Raw genomic sequence first — 18,300 nt, 5'->3', positions numbered from 1 at the left:
CCCTGAGAACCCGTCCGGGGTACGCCGTGGAGCGCCGGATCAGCCCGTGTTGCGCATGCCGGCCGCGATGCCGTTGACCGTGGTCAGCAGCGCGCGCTCCAGCGCGGTGGCGTCGCTGTAGCCGCGGCGTGCCCCCGCGGAGGTGCCGACGGTCTGGCTGGCGCCCGCGTCCCGGTACTGCCGCAGCAGCGCGACCTGGAGGTGGTGCAGCGGCTCCAGGTAGGTGTCCCGGACGCCGAGCGTGCGGGCCAGCACCGGGTTGCCCTCCAGCAGGCCGGTCTCGCCGGTGATCGCCAGGACCTCGCGCACGGTCCGCGCGTACTCCTCCTCGATCGTGGCGAATATCGGCTGCAGTTCCTCGGGGACCAGCGTCTCGACGTACCGCCGGGCGATCTTCAGATCGGTCTTGGTCAGCATCATCTCCACGTTGGACAGGAACGTCCGGAAGAAGTGCCAGTCGGACCACATCTCGCTGAGCACGTCGCCGAGCCCGGCCTCCCGCGCGGCGGCCAGGCCGGTGCCGACGCCGAACCAGCCGGGCACGATCTGCCGGCTCTGCGTCCAGCCGAACACCCACGGGATCGCGCGCAGGCCGCCCAGGCCCGCGTCCGCGTTCGGCCGCTTGGCCGGGCGGGAGCCGATGTTCAGCGCGCCGAGCAGTTCGGTCGGCGTGGACGCCCAGAAGTACGCCGGCAGGTCCGGGTTCTCCACCAGCCGCCGGTACGCCCGGAACGCCGCGTCCGACGCGCAGTCCATGGCCGCGTCCCAGCGCTGCAGGTTGTCGTCGGAGACGCGCGGCTTGGTGTGCAGCAGCGTGGCCTGGAGCACCGCGGCCACGGTCAGCTCCAGGTTCTCCCGGGCCAGCGCGGGCAGCGTGTACTTGTCGGAGATGACCTCGCCCTGCTCGGTCACCTTGATCGCGCCGTCCAGCGTGCCGTACGGCTGGGCCAGGATCGCCTCGTGCGTGGGGCCGCCACCGCGCCCGACCGTGCCGCCGCGGCCGTGGAACAGCCGCAGCCGGACGCCGTGCCGCGCGGCCACGTCGCGCAGCGCGCGCTGCGCCTTGTGGATCGACCACTGCGAGGTGGTGATCCCGGCCTCCTTGTTGGAGTCCGAGTAGCCGAGCATGACCTCCTGCACGTCGCCGCGCGCCTTGACGATCGCCCGGTAGGCCGGAAGCGACAGCAGCTCGTCCAGCATCGCGCCGCCGGAGTTCAGCTCCGCGGGCGTCTCCAGCAGCGGCACGATGTTGATCCGCGCGCGCCGGGAGTGCACGTCGATCAGGCCGGCCTCGCGGGCCAGCACCGCGGCCGCGAGCACGTCGTCCGCGCCGAGCGTCATCGAGATGATGTACGTCTCGACCACCTCGTCGCCGAACCGCTCCTGCGCCGCCCGGATCGTGCCGAACACGTCGAACGTCTTGCGCGCCGCGTCGGTCAGCGGCGTGTCCACGCTGGACAGCGGGCGGCGCCCGGTCAGCTCCTCGGCCAGCAGCGCGGTGCGCTCGGCGCGGCTCAGCCGGTCGTAGTCGCCGACCTCGCCGACCTGCCCGTACATCTGGGCCAGCACCGCGTGGTGCGCCTCCGCGTGCTCGCGCACGTCCATGGTCGCCAGCTGCAGCCCGAACGCGGAGACGCTGCGGATCGTGGAGGACAGCCGGCCGACCGCGGTGAGCTGCCCGGAGTTGCGGGCCAGCGACGCGCGGATCAGCTCCAGGTCGGCGATCAGTTCCTCGGTGCCGAGGTAGTCGCGGCCGGGCACGTGCGGCGTGCTCTCGCTGAGCCGCTTGCGCGTGTTCGCCAGCTTCGCCTTGATGCAGCGGATCTTCAGCCGGTACGGCTCCTCCGCGTTGACCCGGCGGAACCGCGGCGACACCTCGGGCAGCGCGTCCAGGTCCTTGGCCAGGCTGGCGGAGAGGTCGAGCGAGACGCCGCGCAGCCGCCGGGACACCGAGATCTCCGTGATCAGCTTGTCCATCGCGGCCTCGGTGGCCTGGATGCCGTGCTCGTGCTGGATGATCAACACGTCCCGGGTGACGGTCGGCGTGACGAACGGGTTGCCGTCCCGGTCGCCGCCGATCCAGGTGCCGAACGTGATCGGCCGCGCGGTCGGCGACGTCTCCACGCCCAGCGAGCGCAGCGTCTCGGCCAGGTCGTCGAGCACCTGCGGCGCCGCGTCCGCGTAGAGGTCCTTGAGGTAGAAGACCGCGTTGCGCGCCTCGTCGGTCGGGTCCGGCCGGTCCAGCCGCAGCTCGTCGGTCTGCCAGATCAGGTCGATCAGCTCGGCGAGGCGGCGGGACGCGGGCCCGTTGTCCTTCACGCCGTACAGCACCGCGGCGGCCTGCTCCGCGTCCAACTGGTCGGCGAGCGCGCGCAGCTTGGTGAGCACGGACCGGCGGGACGCCTCGGTCGGGTGCGCGGTGAAGACCGGGCGGATCGCGAGCCGGCGGGCCGCGGTGGCGATCTCGTCGGCCGGGACGCCGGCCTCCGCGATCTGCTTCGCGGCCCGGTCCAGCCAGCCGCCGGAGCTGGCGCGCTGGCGGCGCAGGTCGCGGGCGCGGTGCACCTGCTCGGTGATGTTCGCCAGGTGGAAGTAGGTGGAGAAGGCCCGGGCCAGCTGCGTGCCGGTGGTGACCTCCATGGCCGACAGCCGGGCCGCGGCCGCGCCGGCGTCCGTGCGCACCTGGGCGCGGATCTCCTCGACCAGGTCGAGCAGCGGCTTGCCCTCCTGCCGGGCGAGCGTCTGCCCCAGCAGCGTGCCCAGCCGGCGGATGTCGGCGCGAAGCGCGGCGTCAGGACCCTCGTGGTCGCTGTGCTCGGTCACAGAAAGCGCTCCTCCCATGCGAACGAAGGACAGCGCTGTCCGACTGGCGCGATCGTATCGGCGACGCGTAGCGCTGGGGTCACTGTGGTGAGCCTTGTCTCACGTGCTGGTCCCCGCTACACCCTATGACGGTTTCGCCGCCGCCACGGGCTCATCCGCGTCGTACCGCCGCTGTGCCTCGATCAGCGTCCCGGCGTTGCCGCCGAACCGGGTCGGCGGCCCGCACAGCGGCCCGGCGCCGCGATCGCCACCTCGCCGGCGGACGCCGGCGCCGCGGTCGTCGTCACCGGCCCCGCCGACTCGCTCGGCACGCCCGGCGACTACGGCCCGGTCGCGGTCGTCCCGGCCTCGCACGCGGCGCGCCGGGGGACCGGCTCGATCATCCACGGCAGCGGCGGTCAGCGCTGAGCGGACTCCGCGTCCCGGACGGCCTCGGCGTGGTCCAGTGCGGCGCGGCGCAGCGCCGCCTCCGCGTCCAGGCCGTCCGCGCGGGCCAGGGCGACCCGGCGCAGCAGTTCGGGACCCAGATCAGGACCGTCCGGCAGCGGTACGTCCAGCCCCGCGCGTTCCGCCCGCTGGAGGATCTTGGCGGCCAGCGACAGCGCGGGCTGGGCGAGCGCGATGCCGTCCATCGAGGACCCGCGCGCCTTCTCCGCCCGCTTGATCCGCTCCCAGTTCTCGATGATCTCGTCGACGCCGCTGACCTCGGTGTCCGCGAACACGTGCGGGTTGCGGCGGATCATCTTCTCCACCAGCGTGCCGGCCACGTCGTCGACGTTCCACCGCGCGCCGTCCGGGCGCTCCTCGGCCAGGCGCGCGTGCAGCACCACCTGGAGCAGCACGTCGCCGAGCTCCTCGCGCAGCGTGTCCAGGTCGCCGGCCTCGATCGCGTCGTACGCCTCGTAGGCCTCCTCCAGCAGGTACTGCGCGAGCGTGGCGTGCGTCTGCTCGCGCTTCCACGGGTCGCCGCCGGGGGAGACCAGCCGGTCGATCACGGTGACCGCGTCCAGCAGGCGCGCGCCCGGCGGGTCCCACGAGCCGTATCGCAGTTCCAGCTCGGCCAGGCCGGGCTCGCGCGCCAGGCGCAGGCCGAGCGCGCGGGCCAGGTCCTGGTCGCCGGTGGGACCGGCCAGCCAGACCACGGTGCCGTGCGTGGCCGCGGCGTCCAGCACCGGCGCGGGGTCCGGCGCCACCACGGTCACGCCGGCCCCGGCCGCGCGCAGCGCGCGGACCTGATCGCTCTCCTCGGAGGCGAGCACGGGATGGCGGCGGACCAGGTCCCAGGCGTCGGCGGTCAGCAGGCCCGCGGGCAGGCGCGGCGAGGTGACGAGCAGGACGATCTGCGGCATGCGGACCAGCATGCCGCAGGCGATCAGCCCGCCGTGACGACGGTCCGGTCCTCGAGGTACGGCATGCGGTACGGGAACGACTGGTTGTTCGCCGAGGCGATCATGGGCACCGCGGCCGGCAGGTACTTCGGGTTGACCACCGCGCCCGCCCGCTCCGCCTCCTCGCGCAGCAGGTCGGAGACGGCCAGCGGCGGGCCCGCGAACTCGCCGCCGCCGAACTGCTCGCGCACCACCGGCACGGACAGCCCCGGGTCGATCGCGTGCGCGTCCACCAGCGCCTGGTAGACGGTCATCATCCGGTCGTCGGTGACCTCGCCGGGCGCCAGGTTCTCCTGGAGCGTGCCGTAGAGCTGGTACCAGTCCTGGTAGAGCGCCACGTACCGGGTCTCGGCCGGCACGCCGAGCACGGACTCGACCAGCTCGCCCGGGACGCGCCGGCCGGACGGCGCCAGGTCGCGCCGGTCGGCCGCCCGGCGGCCGAGGTCGATCGCGAGCAGCAGGTCGACCACGTGCCGCCGGGTGATCGGGAAGCTCGGCGACTCCAGCTCGTCACCGGCCTCGCCGGGCGCGCCGGCCGCGGCCAGCGTGGCCTGGTCGGCGTCGAAGGCCGCGCGCGCCTCCTCGAAGATCGCGTCGACGGTGCTCTGGTCATACGTCCGGTCGCCGACGTAGGCGGCCACGGCCGGGCTCTGCTGGGCGCAACCGGTGACGGCCAGCGCGGCCACCAGTGCAAATGCCGCATAACGGGCAGGTCGCATAGAGAGAACTCTATCACGTGACGAAGTGATCACACTGCGACGCGCCCGGCCCTGATCAGCGCGTCGCGGCCACCGGGTCGCCCAGCACGTCCTTGAGCAGCTGCGCGCACCAGTCCAGCAGCGCCTGGTCGCGCACCGGCTCGCCGCCGACCCGGCGGGTCATCGGGCGCGGCACGCTCACCTGATCGATCGTCGCCTTGTAGACCGAGTCCGGGTGGTACCGCTTGAGCCGCAACTGCTTCGAGTCCGGCAGCGACAGCGGCGCGAACCGCACGTGCTTGCCCTGCAACGTCACCTCGGTCAGCCCGTACGACTTCGCCAGCAGCCGGAACCGGGCCACCGCGAGCAGGTGCGCGACCGGGGCCGGCGGCTCGCCGTACCGGTCGGTCATCTCCGCGACGATCTCCTTCAGCGCGGTCTCGTCGCGCGCCTCCGCCAGCTTCCGGTACATCTCCAGGCGCAGCCGCTCCACGCCGATGTAGTCGTGCGGCAGATGCGCGTCCACCGGCAGGTCGATCTTGACCTCGGCGGCCTCCTCCGGCCGCTCGCCCTTGAACTGCGACACCGCCTCGCCGACCATCCGCACGTACAGGTCGAAGCCGACGCCCTCGATGTGCCCGGACTGCTCGCCACCGAGCAGGTTGCCGGCGCCGCGGATCTCCAGGTCCTTCATCGCCACGTACATGCCGGCGCCCAGCTCGGTGTGCTGCGCGATGGTGGCCAGCCGCTCGTGCGCGTGCTCGGTCAGCGGCTTCTCCCGCGGGTAGAGGAAGTACGCGTACGCCCGCTCCCGCCCGCGCCCGACCCGGCCGCGGATCTGGTGCAGCTGGGCCAGGCCGAGCAGGTCCGCCCGCTCCACGATCAGCGTGTTCGCGTTCGGGATGTCGATGCCGGACTCGACGATCGTGGTGCAGACCAGGACGTCGAACTCCTTCTCCCAGAAGCCGACCATCACCCGCTCCAGCGCCTCCTCGGACATCTGCCCGTGCGCCACCGCGACCCGCGCCTCCGGCACCAGCTCGCGCAGCTTCCGCGCGGCCCGGTCGATCGACTCGACCCGGTTGTGCAGGTAGAACACCTGGCCGTCGCGGAGCAGCTCGCGGTGGATGGTGGCGGCGATCTGCTTGTCGTCGGACGGGCCGACGAACGTGAGCACCGGGTGCCGCTCCTCCGGCGGCGTGGCGATGGTGGACATCTCCCGGATGCCGGTGATCGCCATCTCCAGCGTGCGCGGGATCGGCGTGGCGGACATGGTCAGCACGTCCACGCTGGCCCGCAGCGTCTTCAGGTGCTCCTTGTGCTCGACGCCGAACCGCTGCTCCTCGTCCACGATCACGAGGCCGAGCTGCTTGAACCGGGCCGCGGCGGAGAGCAGCCGGTGCGTGCCGATCACGATGTCCGCGGTGCCGTCCGCGGCCATGCTCAGCGTCTGCTCCGCCTCCTTCGGCGTCTGGAACCGGGAGAGCTGGCGGATCTCCACCGGGAACTGCGACATCCGCTCCGCGAACGTGTTGTAGTGCTGCTGAGCCAGCAGCGTGGTGGGCACCAGCACCGCCACCTGCTTGCCGTCCTGCACCGCCTTGAACGCGGCCCGGACCGCGATCTCGGTCTTGCCGTAACCGACGTCGCCGCAGATCAGCCGGTCCATCGGGACCTGCTGCATCATGTCGTGCTTGACCTCTTCGATCGCGGCCAGTTGGTCCGGCGTCTCGGTGTAGGGGAACGCGTCCTCCAGCTCGCGCTGCCACGGCGTGTCCGGGCCGAACGCGTGGCCCTTCTGCGCCTGGCGGGCCGCGTACAGCTGGATCAGCGACGCGGCGATCTCCCGGACCGCCTTCTTCGCCCGCGCCTTCGCCTTCTGCCAGTCGCTGCCGCCCATCTTGTGCAGCGTGGGCGCCTCGCCGCCGACATAGCGGGAGAGCTGGTCCAGTTGGTCCGTGGGTACGAACAGGCGGTCGCCGGGCTGGCCGCGCTTGGCCGCCGCGTACTCGATGACCAGGTACTCCCGGTCGGCGCCGTTCACCTTCCGCTGCACCAGCTCCACGTACCGCCCGATGCCGTGCTGCTCGTGCACCACGTAGTCGCCGGCCTTGAGCTCCAGCGGATCGATCGTGTTGCGGCGGCGCGACGGCATCTTGCCCATCGCCTTGGTGGTCGCGCCCCGGCCGCCGCTCACGTCGTTGCCGGTCACCACCGCGAGCCGGGAGCGCTCGTCCACGAAGCCGTGGTTCAGCCCGCCGCAGACGATGGTGATCTGCCCGGCGGCCGGAGCGGTCGTCAGCCCGTCGGCCATGACCGTGCCCAGACCGGCGTCGCGCAGCACCTCGGCCGCGCGGTTCGCCGGGCCGTTCGCCTCGAAGACCAGCACCACCGACCAGCCGTCGCCGGACCAGCGCTTCAGGTCGTCGACCAGCCGCCCGGTCTCGCCGTGGTAGAGCGGCGCGGCCTGCGCGGCGAGCGCGATGTCGTCCCCCGCGTCCGGCGTGACCGTGACCGGTGCCGGGGAGTCCTCCCACGGCGCGGTCTCCGCTTCCGCGTCGGCGAGACCGAACGGCGACACCGACCACCACGCCTGCCCGAGCCGCGCCGCCTCCGCCCGCACGTCCGACAGGCTGCGGAAGGCCGCCGCGCCGACGTCGATCGGCGCCTCGCCGCCGACCGCGGCCGCGGCCCAGCTGGCCTGCAGGAACTCCTCGCTGGTGCGGACCAGGTCGTGCGCCCGGGTGCGGATCCGCTCCGGATCGCAGAGCAGCACGTGCGTGTCCCGCGGCATGCAGTCCAGCAGCAGCTCCATGCTGTCCGTGCCGGAGAGCAGCGCCGGGGCCAGCGACTCCATGCCCTCCACCGGGATGCCCTCGGCCAGCTTGGACAGGATCTCGCCCAGCTCCGGGTGCGCGGCGGCCAGCGCGGCGGCCCGCTCCCGCACGTGCGGGGTGAGCAGCAACTCCCGGCACGGCGGCGCGAACAGCTCGGCCGCCGGCTCGATGGTGCGCTGGTCGGCCACCGCGAACGTGCGGATCTCCTCGACCTCGTCGCCCCAGAACTCCACGCGCAGCGGGTGCTCCTCGGTCGGCGGGAACACGTCCAGGATGCCGCCGCGCACCGCGAACTCGCCGCGCTTGGTCACCAGGTCGACCCGCGCGTACGCCAGGTCCACCAGCCGCGCGACCGTCGCCTCCAGGCCCGCCTCGCCGCCCGGGCGCAGCACCACCGGCTCCAGGTCGCCGAGGCCCTTGAGCTGCGGTTGCAGCACCGACCGGACCGGCGCGACCACGACCCGCACCGGGGAGCCCGGGCCCGGGTGCGCCAGCCGCCGCAGCACGGCCAGCCGCTTGCCGACCGTGTCCGACCGGGGGGAGAGGCGCTCGTGCGGCAGCGTCTCCCACGCCGGGTACGCCACCACCTGCTCCGCCGGGATCAGGCAGCCCAGCGCGTCCACCAGGTCGTCCGCCTCGCGCGAGGTGGCGGTCACCGCGAGCACCGGGCGGCCGGCACCGCCGGACTCCGCCGCGGCGGCGACGGTCGCGACGATGATCGGGCGCAGCGGCGCGGGCGCGGTCAGCCCCAGCTCCGCCGCGTCCGGGCCACCGGCGCGGGCGAGGTCGCGGGCGCGGGCCAGGCCGCCGTCGGCGAGCGCGGCGGGAAGCAGGCCGGCGAGCTTCATGTGGATCGATCCCCCGTAGGACGGCACGGCGTTTACCCCGCGCCCAGCATGGACGGGGGGTACGACATCCAGACTACGCCGCCGGTCCGCCCGACCCGTGGAACAGCGGTGGGTCGGGCGACGGAGCGCGGGTCCGGAGTTCGGCTGAATCCGATGGTGGCGGCGGCGCGCGCGTCGCACCCGCTGTGCGACCGCGCAGCTCGGCGCGCTTGCAAGGTCGTGCGGGCCGGGCACTGGATCACCGTCTCGACGTCGATCATCCGGGCGCCCGCGCCGCCGAACCACCCCCGCCACGCAAGGAGGAACCACACGGTGCGGGTTCTGCTGCTCGTCTCCGCCTTCAACGGACTCAGCCAGCGGGTCTGGTGCACGCTCCGGGAGGCGGGACACGAGGTCGGTGTGCTCCTCGCGACCGGCGACCGGGACATGATCGAGGGTGTCCGCGCCGCGCGCCCGGACGTGATCCTCTGCCCGTTCCTGACCCACCGCGTCCCGGCCGAGATCTGGACCGAATGGCGCACGATCATCATCCACCCGGGTCCGGTCGGCGACCGCGGGCCGTCCTCGCTCGACTGGGCGATCACCGAGGCGGAGCCGTACTGGGGCGTCACCGCGCTGCAGGCGGTGGCCGAGATGGACGCCGGGCCGATCTGGGCCACCCGGATCTTCCGGCTGTCCGGCACCGCGCCGCGCAAGTCCGCGCTCTACAACGGCCCGGTCGCGGACGCGGCCGTCGCCTGCGTACGGGAGGTGCTGGCGAAGGCGGCCGACCCGGCGTTCCGGCCGGTGCCGGCCGAGCGGATGCCGCACGAGGTGCCGAACGCGCGCCCGCGAGCGGCGATGCGCCAGTCCGACCGCGCGTTCGGCTGGGACGAGGGCGGCGAGCGCATCGTCCGGCGGATCCGGGCCGCGGACGGCGCCCCCGGCGTGCGCACCGAGGTGCTGGGCCTGCCGGTCTACGCGTACGACGCGCACCCGGGCGGCACCGCCGGCACCGGCGCGAAGCCGGGCACGGTGCTGTGCCGGCGACAGGGCGCGATCCTGGTCGCGACCGGCGACGGCGGCGTGTGGATCGGGCACCTGCGCCAGGCGGGTCCGGAGCCGGTCGCCGGTGGCGGTGCGGGCCCGGCCGGCACCTGGCCGCGGGGCATCAAGCTGCCGGCCGCGGTGGTGCTCGGGCGGCGGCTGCGCGGCGTACCGCATGCGACGCTGCCGCTGGGCGCGGAGGCGGAGGCGCCGGGCGCGTACCGGCAGATCCGCTACCGGCGGACCGCGGACGTGGGCTGGCTGACGTTCGACTTCTACAACGGCGCGATGTCGGCCGGGCAGTGCCGCCGGCTGCTCGCCGCGTTCCGGCACGCGGCCGGCCAGGACACCCGGGTGCTGGTGCTGCGCGGGAGCACGGAGGCGTTCAGCAACGGCATCCACCTCAACCTGATCACGGCCGCCACCGACCCGGCCGCCGCCGCGTGGGCGAACATCACCGCGATCAACGCGGTCTGCACCGAGATCATCGAGTGCACGCGCCAGGTGGTGATCGCGGCCTACCCCGGCAACGCGGGCGCCGGCGGCGTGATGCTGGGGCTCGGCGCGGACCTCGTCGCCGCGCGCGAGGACATCGTGCTCAACCCCTACTACGACATCGGGCTGTACGGGTCGGAGCTGCACACCCATACGCTGCCGCGCCGGGTCGGCCCGGTCACCGCGGAGCGGCTGCTGACCGCGCGGCTGCCGATGTCCGCGGCGCAGGCGCGCGCGGCCGGCCTGGTGGACGAGGTGGGCCCGCGGCACCCCGACGCGTTCGCGGACTGGCTGGCCGACCTCGCCGCCCGGCACACCGACCCGCAGCTCAACCGGCGGCTCCGCAGCCGCCGGGCCCGGGCGCTCAGCGCCGGCCTGCCGCTCGCGGTGCACGAGGTGCGCGAACTGGCGGAGATGAGCCTGGACATCTTCGACGACCGGTCCGGGTTCGCGGCGGCGCGGCACGCGTTCGTGCACAAGGTCCGCCCGGCCGCGACGCCGGCCCGGCTGCTGCTGAGCCCGCCGGTCGAACCGGTCCCGCCCGCCCAGGGCGGCCCGGCCGGCAACGCCAAGCGGCCGGTGCCCGCGCCGCCGCCCGGCGCGCAGAACCAGGGCAAGAACCGTCCGCACGTACGGCCGCGCACCGCCGCCCCGGACGCGCCGCAGGCGGTACGCCCGGCCGTGCCCGCGCAGGCGGGCTAGGCGCGGTTCCGCTCCCCGGCTCGAGGCCGGCCGACCGGTCAGGCCGGCCTCTCCGGCGGGCTCCGCACGGCGGGTGGTGCGCCGTGCGGAGCCCGCCCACCCTCGCGAACGCGAGCGCCCGCCTCCTCCGCCAACCTCGTGACTCTCCGTCCGGTCTTCGTGCCGCTGTGCGTGTCCTGGCGGAGGTCTCACGTTAGATTGATCGCCATGTCGGACTTCGTGCCCGTGGCCGAGCGCATCGTCGACGCGATCCTCGCGAGCGAACCGGTCACCGCCTTCTACGCCGGTGACCACGGTCAGGACGACCGTCTCCCGGACTTCTCCGCCGACGCGGTCGCCGGTCGCGCCGCCATGCTGCTGGACGCGGGCAACGCGCTCGCCCAACTCGACGCGGACGCGCTGAATCCGGAGGACCGGGTCGACCACGCCATCCTCACCACCATGGTGGAGCGGCGGCTGCTCGAGCTGACCGAGATCCGCGAGCACGAGTGGAACCCGCTGCTGCACAACCCGGGCCCGCTGCTGCACGGCCTGATGGCCCGGTCGTTCGCGCCGGTCGCCACGCGGCTGGAGGCGCTGGCCGGCCGGCTCGCCGCGGTGCCGGACGCGGTCGCCACCGCGCGGGCGGTGCTGCGCGACTGCCCGCGCGTCCACGTGGAGACCGCGGCCGGGCAGTTCGCCGGCGCGGCCGCGCTGATCCGCGACGAGCTGCCCGCGCTGCTGAGCCGGGAGCCGTCGCTGGCCGGCCGGCTCGACCCGCTGGCCACCCGCGCAGCCGGCGCGCTGGACGACTTCGCCCGGCACCTGCACGGCCTCGACCAGGAGGGACGCTCGCCGCGGCTGGGCCGCCGCCGGTGGGAGGCCCGGCTCTGGCACACGCTGGACACCGAGCTGTCCGCGGCCGAGGTGCTGCGCCGCGCGGAGGAGAACCTGGACCGCATCGGCGAGCGGATCAGGGAGACCGCGGCGGAGCTGACCGGCGGGCCCGCCACCGACGAGACCGTGCGCCGCGCGCTCGCCCGGCTGGCCGAGGAGCGGCCGGACAACGACACGATCGTGGACCTGGCCCGGCGCACACTGGACGAGACCACCGAGTTCGTCCGCGCGCACCGGCTGGTGACCGTCCCGGACGACGAGTGCGTCATCGAGACCATGCCGGAGTTCGCGCGCGGCATCAGCGTCGCCTACTGCGACCCGCCCGGGCCGCTGGAGACCGCGGACGTGCCCACGTTCTACTGCATCGCGCCGGCGCCCGCGGACTGGACGCCGGAGCGGGTGGAGTCGCTCTACCGCGAGTACAACGACCACATGGTCCGCAACCTGACCGTCCACGAGGCGATGCCGGGCCACTTCGTCCAGCTCGCGCACGCGCGCCGGTTCCGCGGCAGCACCCGGGTCCGCTCGCTCGGCTGGTCCGACCCGTTCGTCGAGGGCTGGGCCGTGCACGCGGAGGAGTCCATGGCCGACCACGGCTTCGGCGGCCTGCCGCTGCGCCTCCAGCAGCTCAAGATGCAGCTGCGGATGACCATGAACGCCGTGCTGGACCAGCTCGCGCACTGCGACGACCTCGGCGAGGCCGACGCGATGGCGCTGATGACCGGGCGCGCGTTCCAGGAGGAGGGCGAGGCCGCCGGCAAGTGGCGCCGCGTCCTGCTCACCTCGACGCAGTTGTCCACCTACTTCGTCGGCTACACCGAGGTGTCCGCGATCGCGGCCGCCCGCCCGGCCGGCGTCTCCGTCGGCGACTGGCACGACGCCATGCTCGCCCACGGCTCACCGCCGCCGCGCCACCTCCGGACGCTGCTCGGGGTGTAGCCGGTCAGGCGTGGTCGCGTGAGCGGGCGCGGGCCAGCCGCTGGAGGTTCATCACGTGCCGGCGGATGGCCTGGGCCTGCCGCTCGTCCGCGTCCAGCATCAGCACCACCTGGACCTCGGACGTGGCGGCCTGGTCGACCACGCGGTAGACCGTGCCGTGCAGCGTCATCCGCTCGTCCTCCAGCAGCAGCCGGAGCGAGACCTCGGTGTTCTCGGCGATCGCCAGGCGCTTGAACACGGCCTTGACGCTGCGCTCGCTGACGTCGATCACCTCGCCGCGGTGCGACTCGCCGTCCTCGCCGATGGTGAGCTCGACCGGCTCGCCGCCACCGCCGCGGACGTACTCGCGGTTCTGCTCGATCACGGGACGGCTGGTCAGCTCGACCACCCAGGTGCTGACGTGGCCGTGCACGATCCGGGCGATGACCGCGTCGGCCGCGTACCGGCCGCGCTCGCCGGCGGTCCAGCGCACGGTCAGCTCCATGCCGGGGTCGGGCACGTCGGTGACCAGCAGGTCGAGCGGCGCGGCCAGCGAGATGAGCGAGCCGTCGAGATCCTCCACGCGGGAGCGGTACGTACCGCCGCGCTTCACCGTGATCTCGACCCGCTCGTTGATGCCGGGGGACGTGAAACTCACGTTCACCCATCGGTCCACCGCGCGGCACCTTGAGGGTTTTCCCCAGCCTCGCACGCGGCGGCCGGGTCCGGCTGGATAGGCTCAGCGTCGTGGTCGGCCGCAGGGTGGCGGCGATCGGGGGTTCGGCTCACATGGCCTGCCAGGCGGGCCGGCACATCTCAATTCAAGGAGCGACACGACAAAATGGCCACCATCGAGGGAATTGTCGCCAGGGAGATTCTCGACTCGCGGGGCAACCCGACCGTCGAGGTCGAGGTCGGTCTGGACGACGGGACCATCGCGCGCGCAGCCGTCCCGTCCGGTGCCTCCACCGGTGCGTTCGAGGCGCTCGAGCTGCGGGACGGCGACGCGAGCCGTTACCTGGGCAAGGGCGTCGAGAAGGCGGTCGCGAACATCGAGGACCGCATCGTGGACCAGCTGCTCGGCTACGAGGCCAGCGAGCAGCGCCTGATCGACCAGAAGATGCTGGACATCGACGGCACCGCGGACAAGTCCGAGCTGGGCGCGAACGCGATCCTCGGCGTCTCGCTGGCGGTGGCCAAGGCCGCGGCCGCGTCCGCCGAGCTGAGCCTGTTCCGCTACCTCGGCGGGCCGAACGCGCACCTGCTGCCGGTCCCGATGATGAACATCCTGAACGGTGGGGCGCACGCCGACTCGAACGTCGACGTCCAGGAGTTCATGATCGCCCCGATCGGGGCGTCCACGTTCCGTGAGGCGCTGCGCTCGGGCGCGGAGGTCTACCACGCGCTCAAGTCCGTGCTGAAGAAGAAGGGCCTGGCGACCGGCCTGGGTGACGAGGGCGGCTTCGCGCCGAGCCTGCCGACCAACGCCGCCGCGCTGGACCTGATCGCCGAGGCGATCGAGAAGGCGGGCTACTCGCTCGGCACCGACTTCGCGCTGGCGCTGGACGTGGCCGCGACCGAGTTCTACAAGGACGGGGCGTACACGTTCGAGGGCGGCTCCAAGTCCTCCGACGAGATGATCAACTACTACGCGAAGCTGTGCGAGACGTACCCGATCGTCTCCATCGAGGACCCGCTGAACGAGGAGGACTGGGCCGGCTGGACCGCGATGACCGCGGCGCTCGGTGACAAGATCCAGATCGTCGGCGACGACCTGTTCGTGACGAACCCGAACCGCCTGGGCCGCGGCGTGGCCGAGAAGGCCGCGAACGCGCTGCTCGTCAAGGTGAACCAGATCGGCTCGCTGACCGAGACGTTCGACGCGGTCGAGCTGGCCCACCGCAACGGCTTCAAGTCGATGATGAGCCACCGCTCCGGCGAGACCGAGGACACCACCATCGCGGACCTCGCGGTCGCGGTCGGCTCCGGCCAGATCAAGACCGGTGCCCCGGCCCGCTCCGAGCGCGTCGCGAAGTACAACCAGCTGCTGCGCATCGAGGAGGAGCTGGCGGACGCCGCGCGGTACGCCGGTGCCGGCGCCTTCCCGCGTTACAAGGCCGCCAAGTAACTCAGAGTCACACCGTACCCACGTAGGTCGCTGAGGCCGGGGGCACATCCCACCACGGGTTCGCAGTATCTGATCAAAATTCCCGTGGATTTGCCCTCGGCCCCCGCGCCCGTCATGGTTGCTTAGCGTGAGAACGGGTACGGCGGGGGCAGGGGGGTGGGAGTCGTGACGCAACGGCGGTCGCCGGGCGGCCAGGGACCCGCCCGCGGCGGGCACGGGACACGACCGACGCGCAGGGCCGGTTCGCCCGCCCGGAGCGCGCGCGGGGCCCGCACCGCGATCCGCGACGCGAGCATCGTCCGCGAGCCACGGCTCACCGAGGCGGGCCGCTCCGCCAGCCGTCCCGCCGCCGCCCGGCGCGCGGCGGCGGCCGGAGCCGCGAAGCGCACCACCGCCACCCCGCCCCGGCGTTACACCGGGCGGGCCGCGGTGCTGGTCGTGGTGCTGATCGCGCTGGCGCTGGCGTATACCTACCCGGTGCGCCTCTACCTCTCGCAGGAGGCGGACATCGCCGCGATGGAGGCCTCCCAGGCCGAGCAGCGCGAGCGGATCCAGCAGCTCACCGAGCTGGTCGACAAGTGGCAGGACGACGAGTACGTCCGGACCCAGGTGCGCAATCGTTTCTACTACGCGCACCCCGACGAGACGCTGCTGATCGTCATGAACCAGGATGCCGATGCACCCCAGGGCGTGGGCGGGATCCCGGCCACCGGCCCGTCGGGCGCGCCCGGCAAGTGGTACGACACGTTGTGGTCCAGCATCCAGGAAGCCAATAAATAAGTGACCCAGGAAATCCCGCCGCCTCGGCGCGAGGAAGCCACCGAGGCGGATCTCGCGGCCGTCGCCGCCCAGCTCGGCCGCACCCCCCGCGGCACCCGCGCGGTCGCGCACCGCTGCCCGTGCGGCAACCCGGACGTCGTGGAGACCACGCCCCGGCTCGCGGACGGCACGCCGTTCCCCACGCTCTTCTACCTGACCTGCCCGCGCGCGACCAGCGCGGTCAGCCGCCTGGAGTCGTCGGGCGCGATGAAGGAGATGACCGCGCGGCTGGCCGAGGACGAGGACCTGGCCGCGCGCTACCGGGCCGCGCACGAGGACTATCTGCGGCGGCGCGAGGCGATCGGCGACGTGCCGGAGATCGCGGGCGTCTCGGCCGGCGGCATGCCCGGCCGGGTGAAGTGCCTGCACGTGCACCTCGGCCACGCGCTCGGCGCCGGCCCGGGCGTCAACCCGTTCGGCGACGAGACCGCCGCGCTGCTCGCCCCGTGGTGGGCCGACGGCCCGTGCGTGAGCCCGTCAGCCGACGAGTGACGCGTCCGCGGAGCCGGTCAGCCGGGTCAGCTCCAGCGTGATCTCACCGTCCCCGCGGAACGACGCCAGCACGCCGTCCGCGGTCACGCAGACCGTGAAGTCGGACAGGCCGTGCACGTCCGCGCAGAGCGCCTCCCGGCCGGCGAACGTCGCGGTCGACATGGCCACGTCCACGCCCGGCAGGTGAGCCGCGGCGGACACCATCGCCCGGACCTGCTCCGGCGTCACGATGCCGGTGCCGCCGGGCGCGTCCGCCGCCCCCGGCGGCCGGGAACACGCGCCGTCCTGGCAGAGCGTCACGCCGTCCGGCCCGACGATCAGGCGGTCGTCGCCGCTGATCGTGGCCGTCCGCGGCGGCGCGCTCACCACGGTCGCCATCTCGCCGGTGCCGAGCGCGTAGACCGCCGTGTACGTGGCCGAGGAGGCCTGGCCCAGCCGGTCCACCAGGGCGTCCAGGCCCGCGCCGTCCCCCTGGCCCGGCCGGTCACCGGGCGCGGCGCAGCCGGCCAGCGCGAGCACGGCCACGGCGGCGAGCGGGCGGACACGGATCATGCCTACGAGGATGCGGTATCGGCGCCGGTCTCCGGCTCGGTCGGTCGGAGCCAGTAGGGTTGGCCGTATGGATGTTGCGGTACGCCGCGCCCGGACCGCCGACGTACGCCGCATCCGGGCGCTGATCGACACGTACAGCGGCGAGCGGCGCCTCCTCAGCAAGGCCACGGTCACGCTCTACGAGGACGTGCAGGAGTTCTGGGTCGCCGAGCGGTTGAGTGACGGCGCGATCGTCGGCTGCGGCGCGCTGCACGTGATGTGGGAGGACCTGGCGGAGATCCGCACGCTGGCGGTCGATCCGGAGTGCCGCGGGCGCAAGATCGGCCACCGGATCGTCACCGAGCTGCTGAACACCGCGCGCGACCTCGGCGTCGCCCGCGTCTTCTGCCTCACGTTCGAGACCGCGTTCTTCGCCTCGTTCGGGTTCGTGCCGATCGACGGCGCGCCGGTGCCGTCCCCGGTCTACGAGCAGCTGCTGCGCTCGTACGACGAGGGCGTCGCGGAGTTCCTCGGCCTGGAGCGGGTCAAGCCGAACACCCTGGGCAACACCCGCATGCTCGTACACCTCGGCGCGACGGACGTAGGCTGACCGCATGGCACGCGTAGCCGCGATCGACTGCGGCACCAACAGCATCCGTCTCCTGGTCGCCGACCTCCCGGCGTCGTACGCGGGCCCCGGCGCCCAGCTGCTCGACGTCACCCGGCGCATGGAGATCGTCCGGCTCGGCGAGGGCGTGGACCGGACCGGCCGGCTGGCGCCCGCCGCGATCGAGCGCACCCGCGTGGCGCTGGCCGGATACGCCGAGGCGATCGAGGAACTGGGCGCCGAGCGGGTCCGGATGGTCGCCACCTCCGCCACCCGCGACGCGGAGAACGCGGACGAGTTCCGCGCCATGGTCACCGAGACGCTCGGCACCGCGCCCGAGGTGGTCACCGGCGACGAGGAGGCGCGCCTCTCCTTCACCGGCGCGGTGCACGGCCTGCCGCCCGGCACGCACGCGCCGTACCTGGTGGTCGACATCGGCGGCGGCTCCACCGAGTTCGTGGTCGGCGGCGCCCGGGTCGACTCGGCCATCTCCGTGGACATCGGCTGCGTCCGGATGACCGAGCGCCACCTGCACGGCGACCCGCCCACGGCCGCGGAGATCGACGCGGCCCGGGCCGACATCACGGCCCAGGTCGACCGCGCACTCGCCGCCGTACCCGGGCGCGACGCCCGCACGCTGGTCGGCCTGGCCGGCTCGGTCACCACCGTGGTCGCCATCGCCCGCGGCCTCACCGAGTACGACCCGGCCCGCATCCACCACGCGCGGCTCGGCTACCCCGAGGTCGCCAAGGTCACCGACGACCTGCTCACCGCCACCCGCGCCGAACGCCTGGCCATCCCGGTCATGCACCCCGGCCGCGCCGACGTGATCGGCGCCGGCGCCCTGGTTCTCCGCACCATCATGGAACGCGCCGACCTCCCCTCCGTCATCGCCAGCGAACACGACATCCTCGACGGCATCGCCTGGAGCCTCGCCTAACACCTTTGTTTTCCCGCTCCCGGCCGGGTGCGGCCCGCATGCTCCCGCGGGCAAACCTCGCGCCGGCTCCGCCGCCGCTCCGCCGGCGCGTCGGAGCCGGTGTCCGTGTGGTCACCACACCCGCGCGACCGCGCTGCCCGCCGGATTCCGGCCGCGCCGCCGCTCCCGGGAC

General features: G+C 73.6%; 13 protein-coding genes. 7 read left to right on the top strand and 6 right to left on the bottom strand.

What is annotated here, in order from left to right:
• Positions 1–39: 39 nt before the first annotated feature.
• The 4 genes from ppc to mfd form a co-directional block, all read right to left on the bottom strand.
• On the bottom strand, positions 40–2,823 hold the full coding sequence (ppc, locus tag J2S41_RS30420) for a phosphoenolpyruvate carboxylase (RefSeq protein ID WP_310372807.1): 2,784 nt from the start codon (positions 2,821–2,823) through the stop codon (positions 40–42).
• Between the two features lie 398 nt (positions 2,824–3,221).
• Positions 3,222–4,172 (bottom strand): nucleoside triphosphate pyrophosphohydrolase, encoded by a 951-nt coding sequence (locus J2S41_RS30415; RefSeq protein WP_310372805.1) that lies wholly within the window; start codon positions 4,170–4,172, stop codon positions 3,222–3,224.
• A gap of 23 nt (positions 4,173–4,195) precedes the next feature.
• Entirely contained in the window at positions 4,196–4,930 is a 735-nt protein-coding gene (locus J2S41_RS30410; protein ID WP_310372803.1) for a hypothetical protein, read from the bottom strand.
• Positions 4,931–4,985: 55 nt separating this feature from the next.
• Positions 4,986–8,594, bottom strand: coding sequence for a transcription-repair coupling factor (gene mfd, locus J2S41_RS30405; RefSeq protein WP_310372802.1), 3,609 nt, complete (start codon positions 8,592–8,594; stop codon positions 4,986–4,988).
• Positions 8,595–8,906: 312 nt separating this feature from the next.
• Here mfd and J2S41_RS30400 point away from each other — a divergent pair, with 312 nt between their 5' ends.
• Both J2S41_RS30400 and J2S41_RS30395 read left to right on the top strand, forming a co-directional pair.
• On the top strand, positions 8,907–10,817 hold the full coding sequence (locus J2S41_RS30400) for a hydrogenase maturation protein (protein WP_310372801.1): 1,911 nt from the start codon (positions 8,907–8,909) through the stop codon (positions 10,815–10,817).
• Between the two features lie 207 nt (positions 10,818–11,024).
• Positions 11,025–12,632 (top strand): DUF885 domain-containing protein, encoded by a 1,608-nt coding sequence (locus J2S41_RS30395; RefSeq protein WP_310372800.1) that lies wholly within the window; start codon positions 11,025–11,027, stop codon positions 12,630–12,632.
• A gap of 4 nt (positions 12,633–12,636) precedes the next feature.
• Here the strand turns inward: J2S41_RS30395 and J2S41_RS30390 are convergent, their stop codons facing one another.
• Positions 12,637–13,287 (bottom strand): PilZ domain-containing protein, encoded by a 651-nt coding sequence (locus J2S41_RS30390; RefSeq protein ID WP_310372798.1) that lies wholly within the window; start codon positions 13,285–13,287, stop codon positions 12,637–12,639.
• Between the two features lie 165 nt (positions 13,288–13,452).
• Here J2S41_RS30390 and eno point away from each other — a divergent pair, with 165 nt between their 5' ends.
• The 3 genes from eno to J2S41_RS30375 all read left to right on the top strand — a co-directional run bounded on the left by eno (position 13,453) and on the right by J2S41_RS30375 (position 16,050).
• The gene (gene eno / locus J2S41_RS30385) at positions 13,453–14,739 is read left to right on the top strand and encodes a phosphopyruvate hydratase (protein ID WP_310372796.1); all 1,287 of its coding nucleotides are present in this window, start codon (positions 13,453–13,455) and stop codon (positions 14,737–14,739) included.
• Positions 14,740–14,904: 165 nt separating this feature from the next.
• Positions 14,905–15,519, top strand: coding sequence for an FtsB family cell division protein (locus J2S41_RS30380; protein ID WP_310372794.1), 615 nt, complete (start codon positions 14,905–14,907; stop codon positions 15,517–15,519).
• Positions 15,520–16,050: a DUF501 domain-containing protein gene (locus J2S41_RS30375; protein ID WP_310372792.1), complete on the top strand. Its 531-nt coding sequence runs from the start codon at positions 15,520–15,522 to the stop codon at positions 16,048–16,050.
• Here the strand turns inward: J2S41_RS30375 and J2S41_RS30370 are convergent.
• Positions 16,036–16,602 (bottom strand): hypothetical protein, encoded by a 567-nt coding sequence (locus tag J2S41_RS30370; protein WP_310372791.1) that lies wholly within the window; start codon positions 16,600–16,602, stop codon positions 16,036–16,038. The two genes, J2S41_RS30375 and J2S41_RS30370, sit on opposite strands and share 15 nt — an antisense overlap.
• A 67-nt stretch (positions 16,603–16,669) precedes the next feature.
• Here J2S41_RS30370 and J2S41_RS30365 point away from each other — a divergent pair, with 67 nt between their 5' ends.
• Positions 16,670–17,191 carry an amino-acid N-acetyltransferase gene (locus tag J2S41_RS30365; RefSeq protein ID WP_310372789.1) on the top strand — a complete coding sequence of 174 codons (522 nt, stop codon included), beginning with the start codon at positions 16,670–16,672 and terminating at the stop codon, positions 17,189–17,191.
• A 4-nt stretch (positions 17,192–17,195) separates the two neighbouring features.
• Positions 17,196–18,128: a Ppx/GppA phosphatase family protein gene (locus tag J2S41_RS30360; RefSeq protein WP_310372787.1), complete on the top strand. Its 933-nt coding sequence runs from the start codon at positions 17,196–17,198 to the stop codon at positions 18,126–18,128.
• Positions 18,129–18,300: the final 172 nt, after the last annotated feature.

Source organism: Catenuloplanes atrovinosus (assembly GCF_031458235.1).
Classification (GTDB): Bacteria; Actinomycetota; Actinomycetes; order Mycobacteriales; family Micromonosporaceae; genus Catenuloplanes; species Catenuloplanes atrovinosus.
This window is presented reverse-complemented; position numbering and strand designations above follow the sequence as displayed.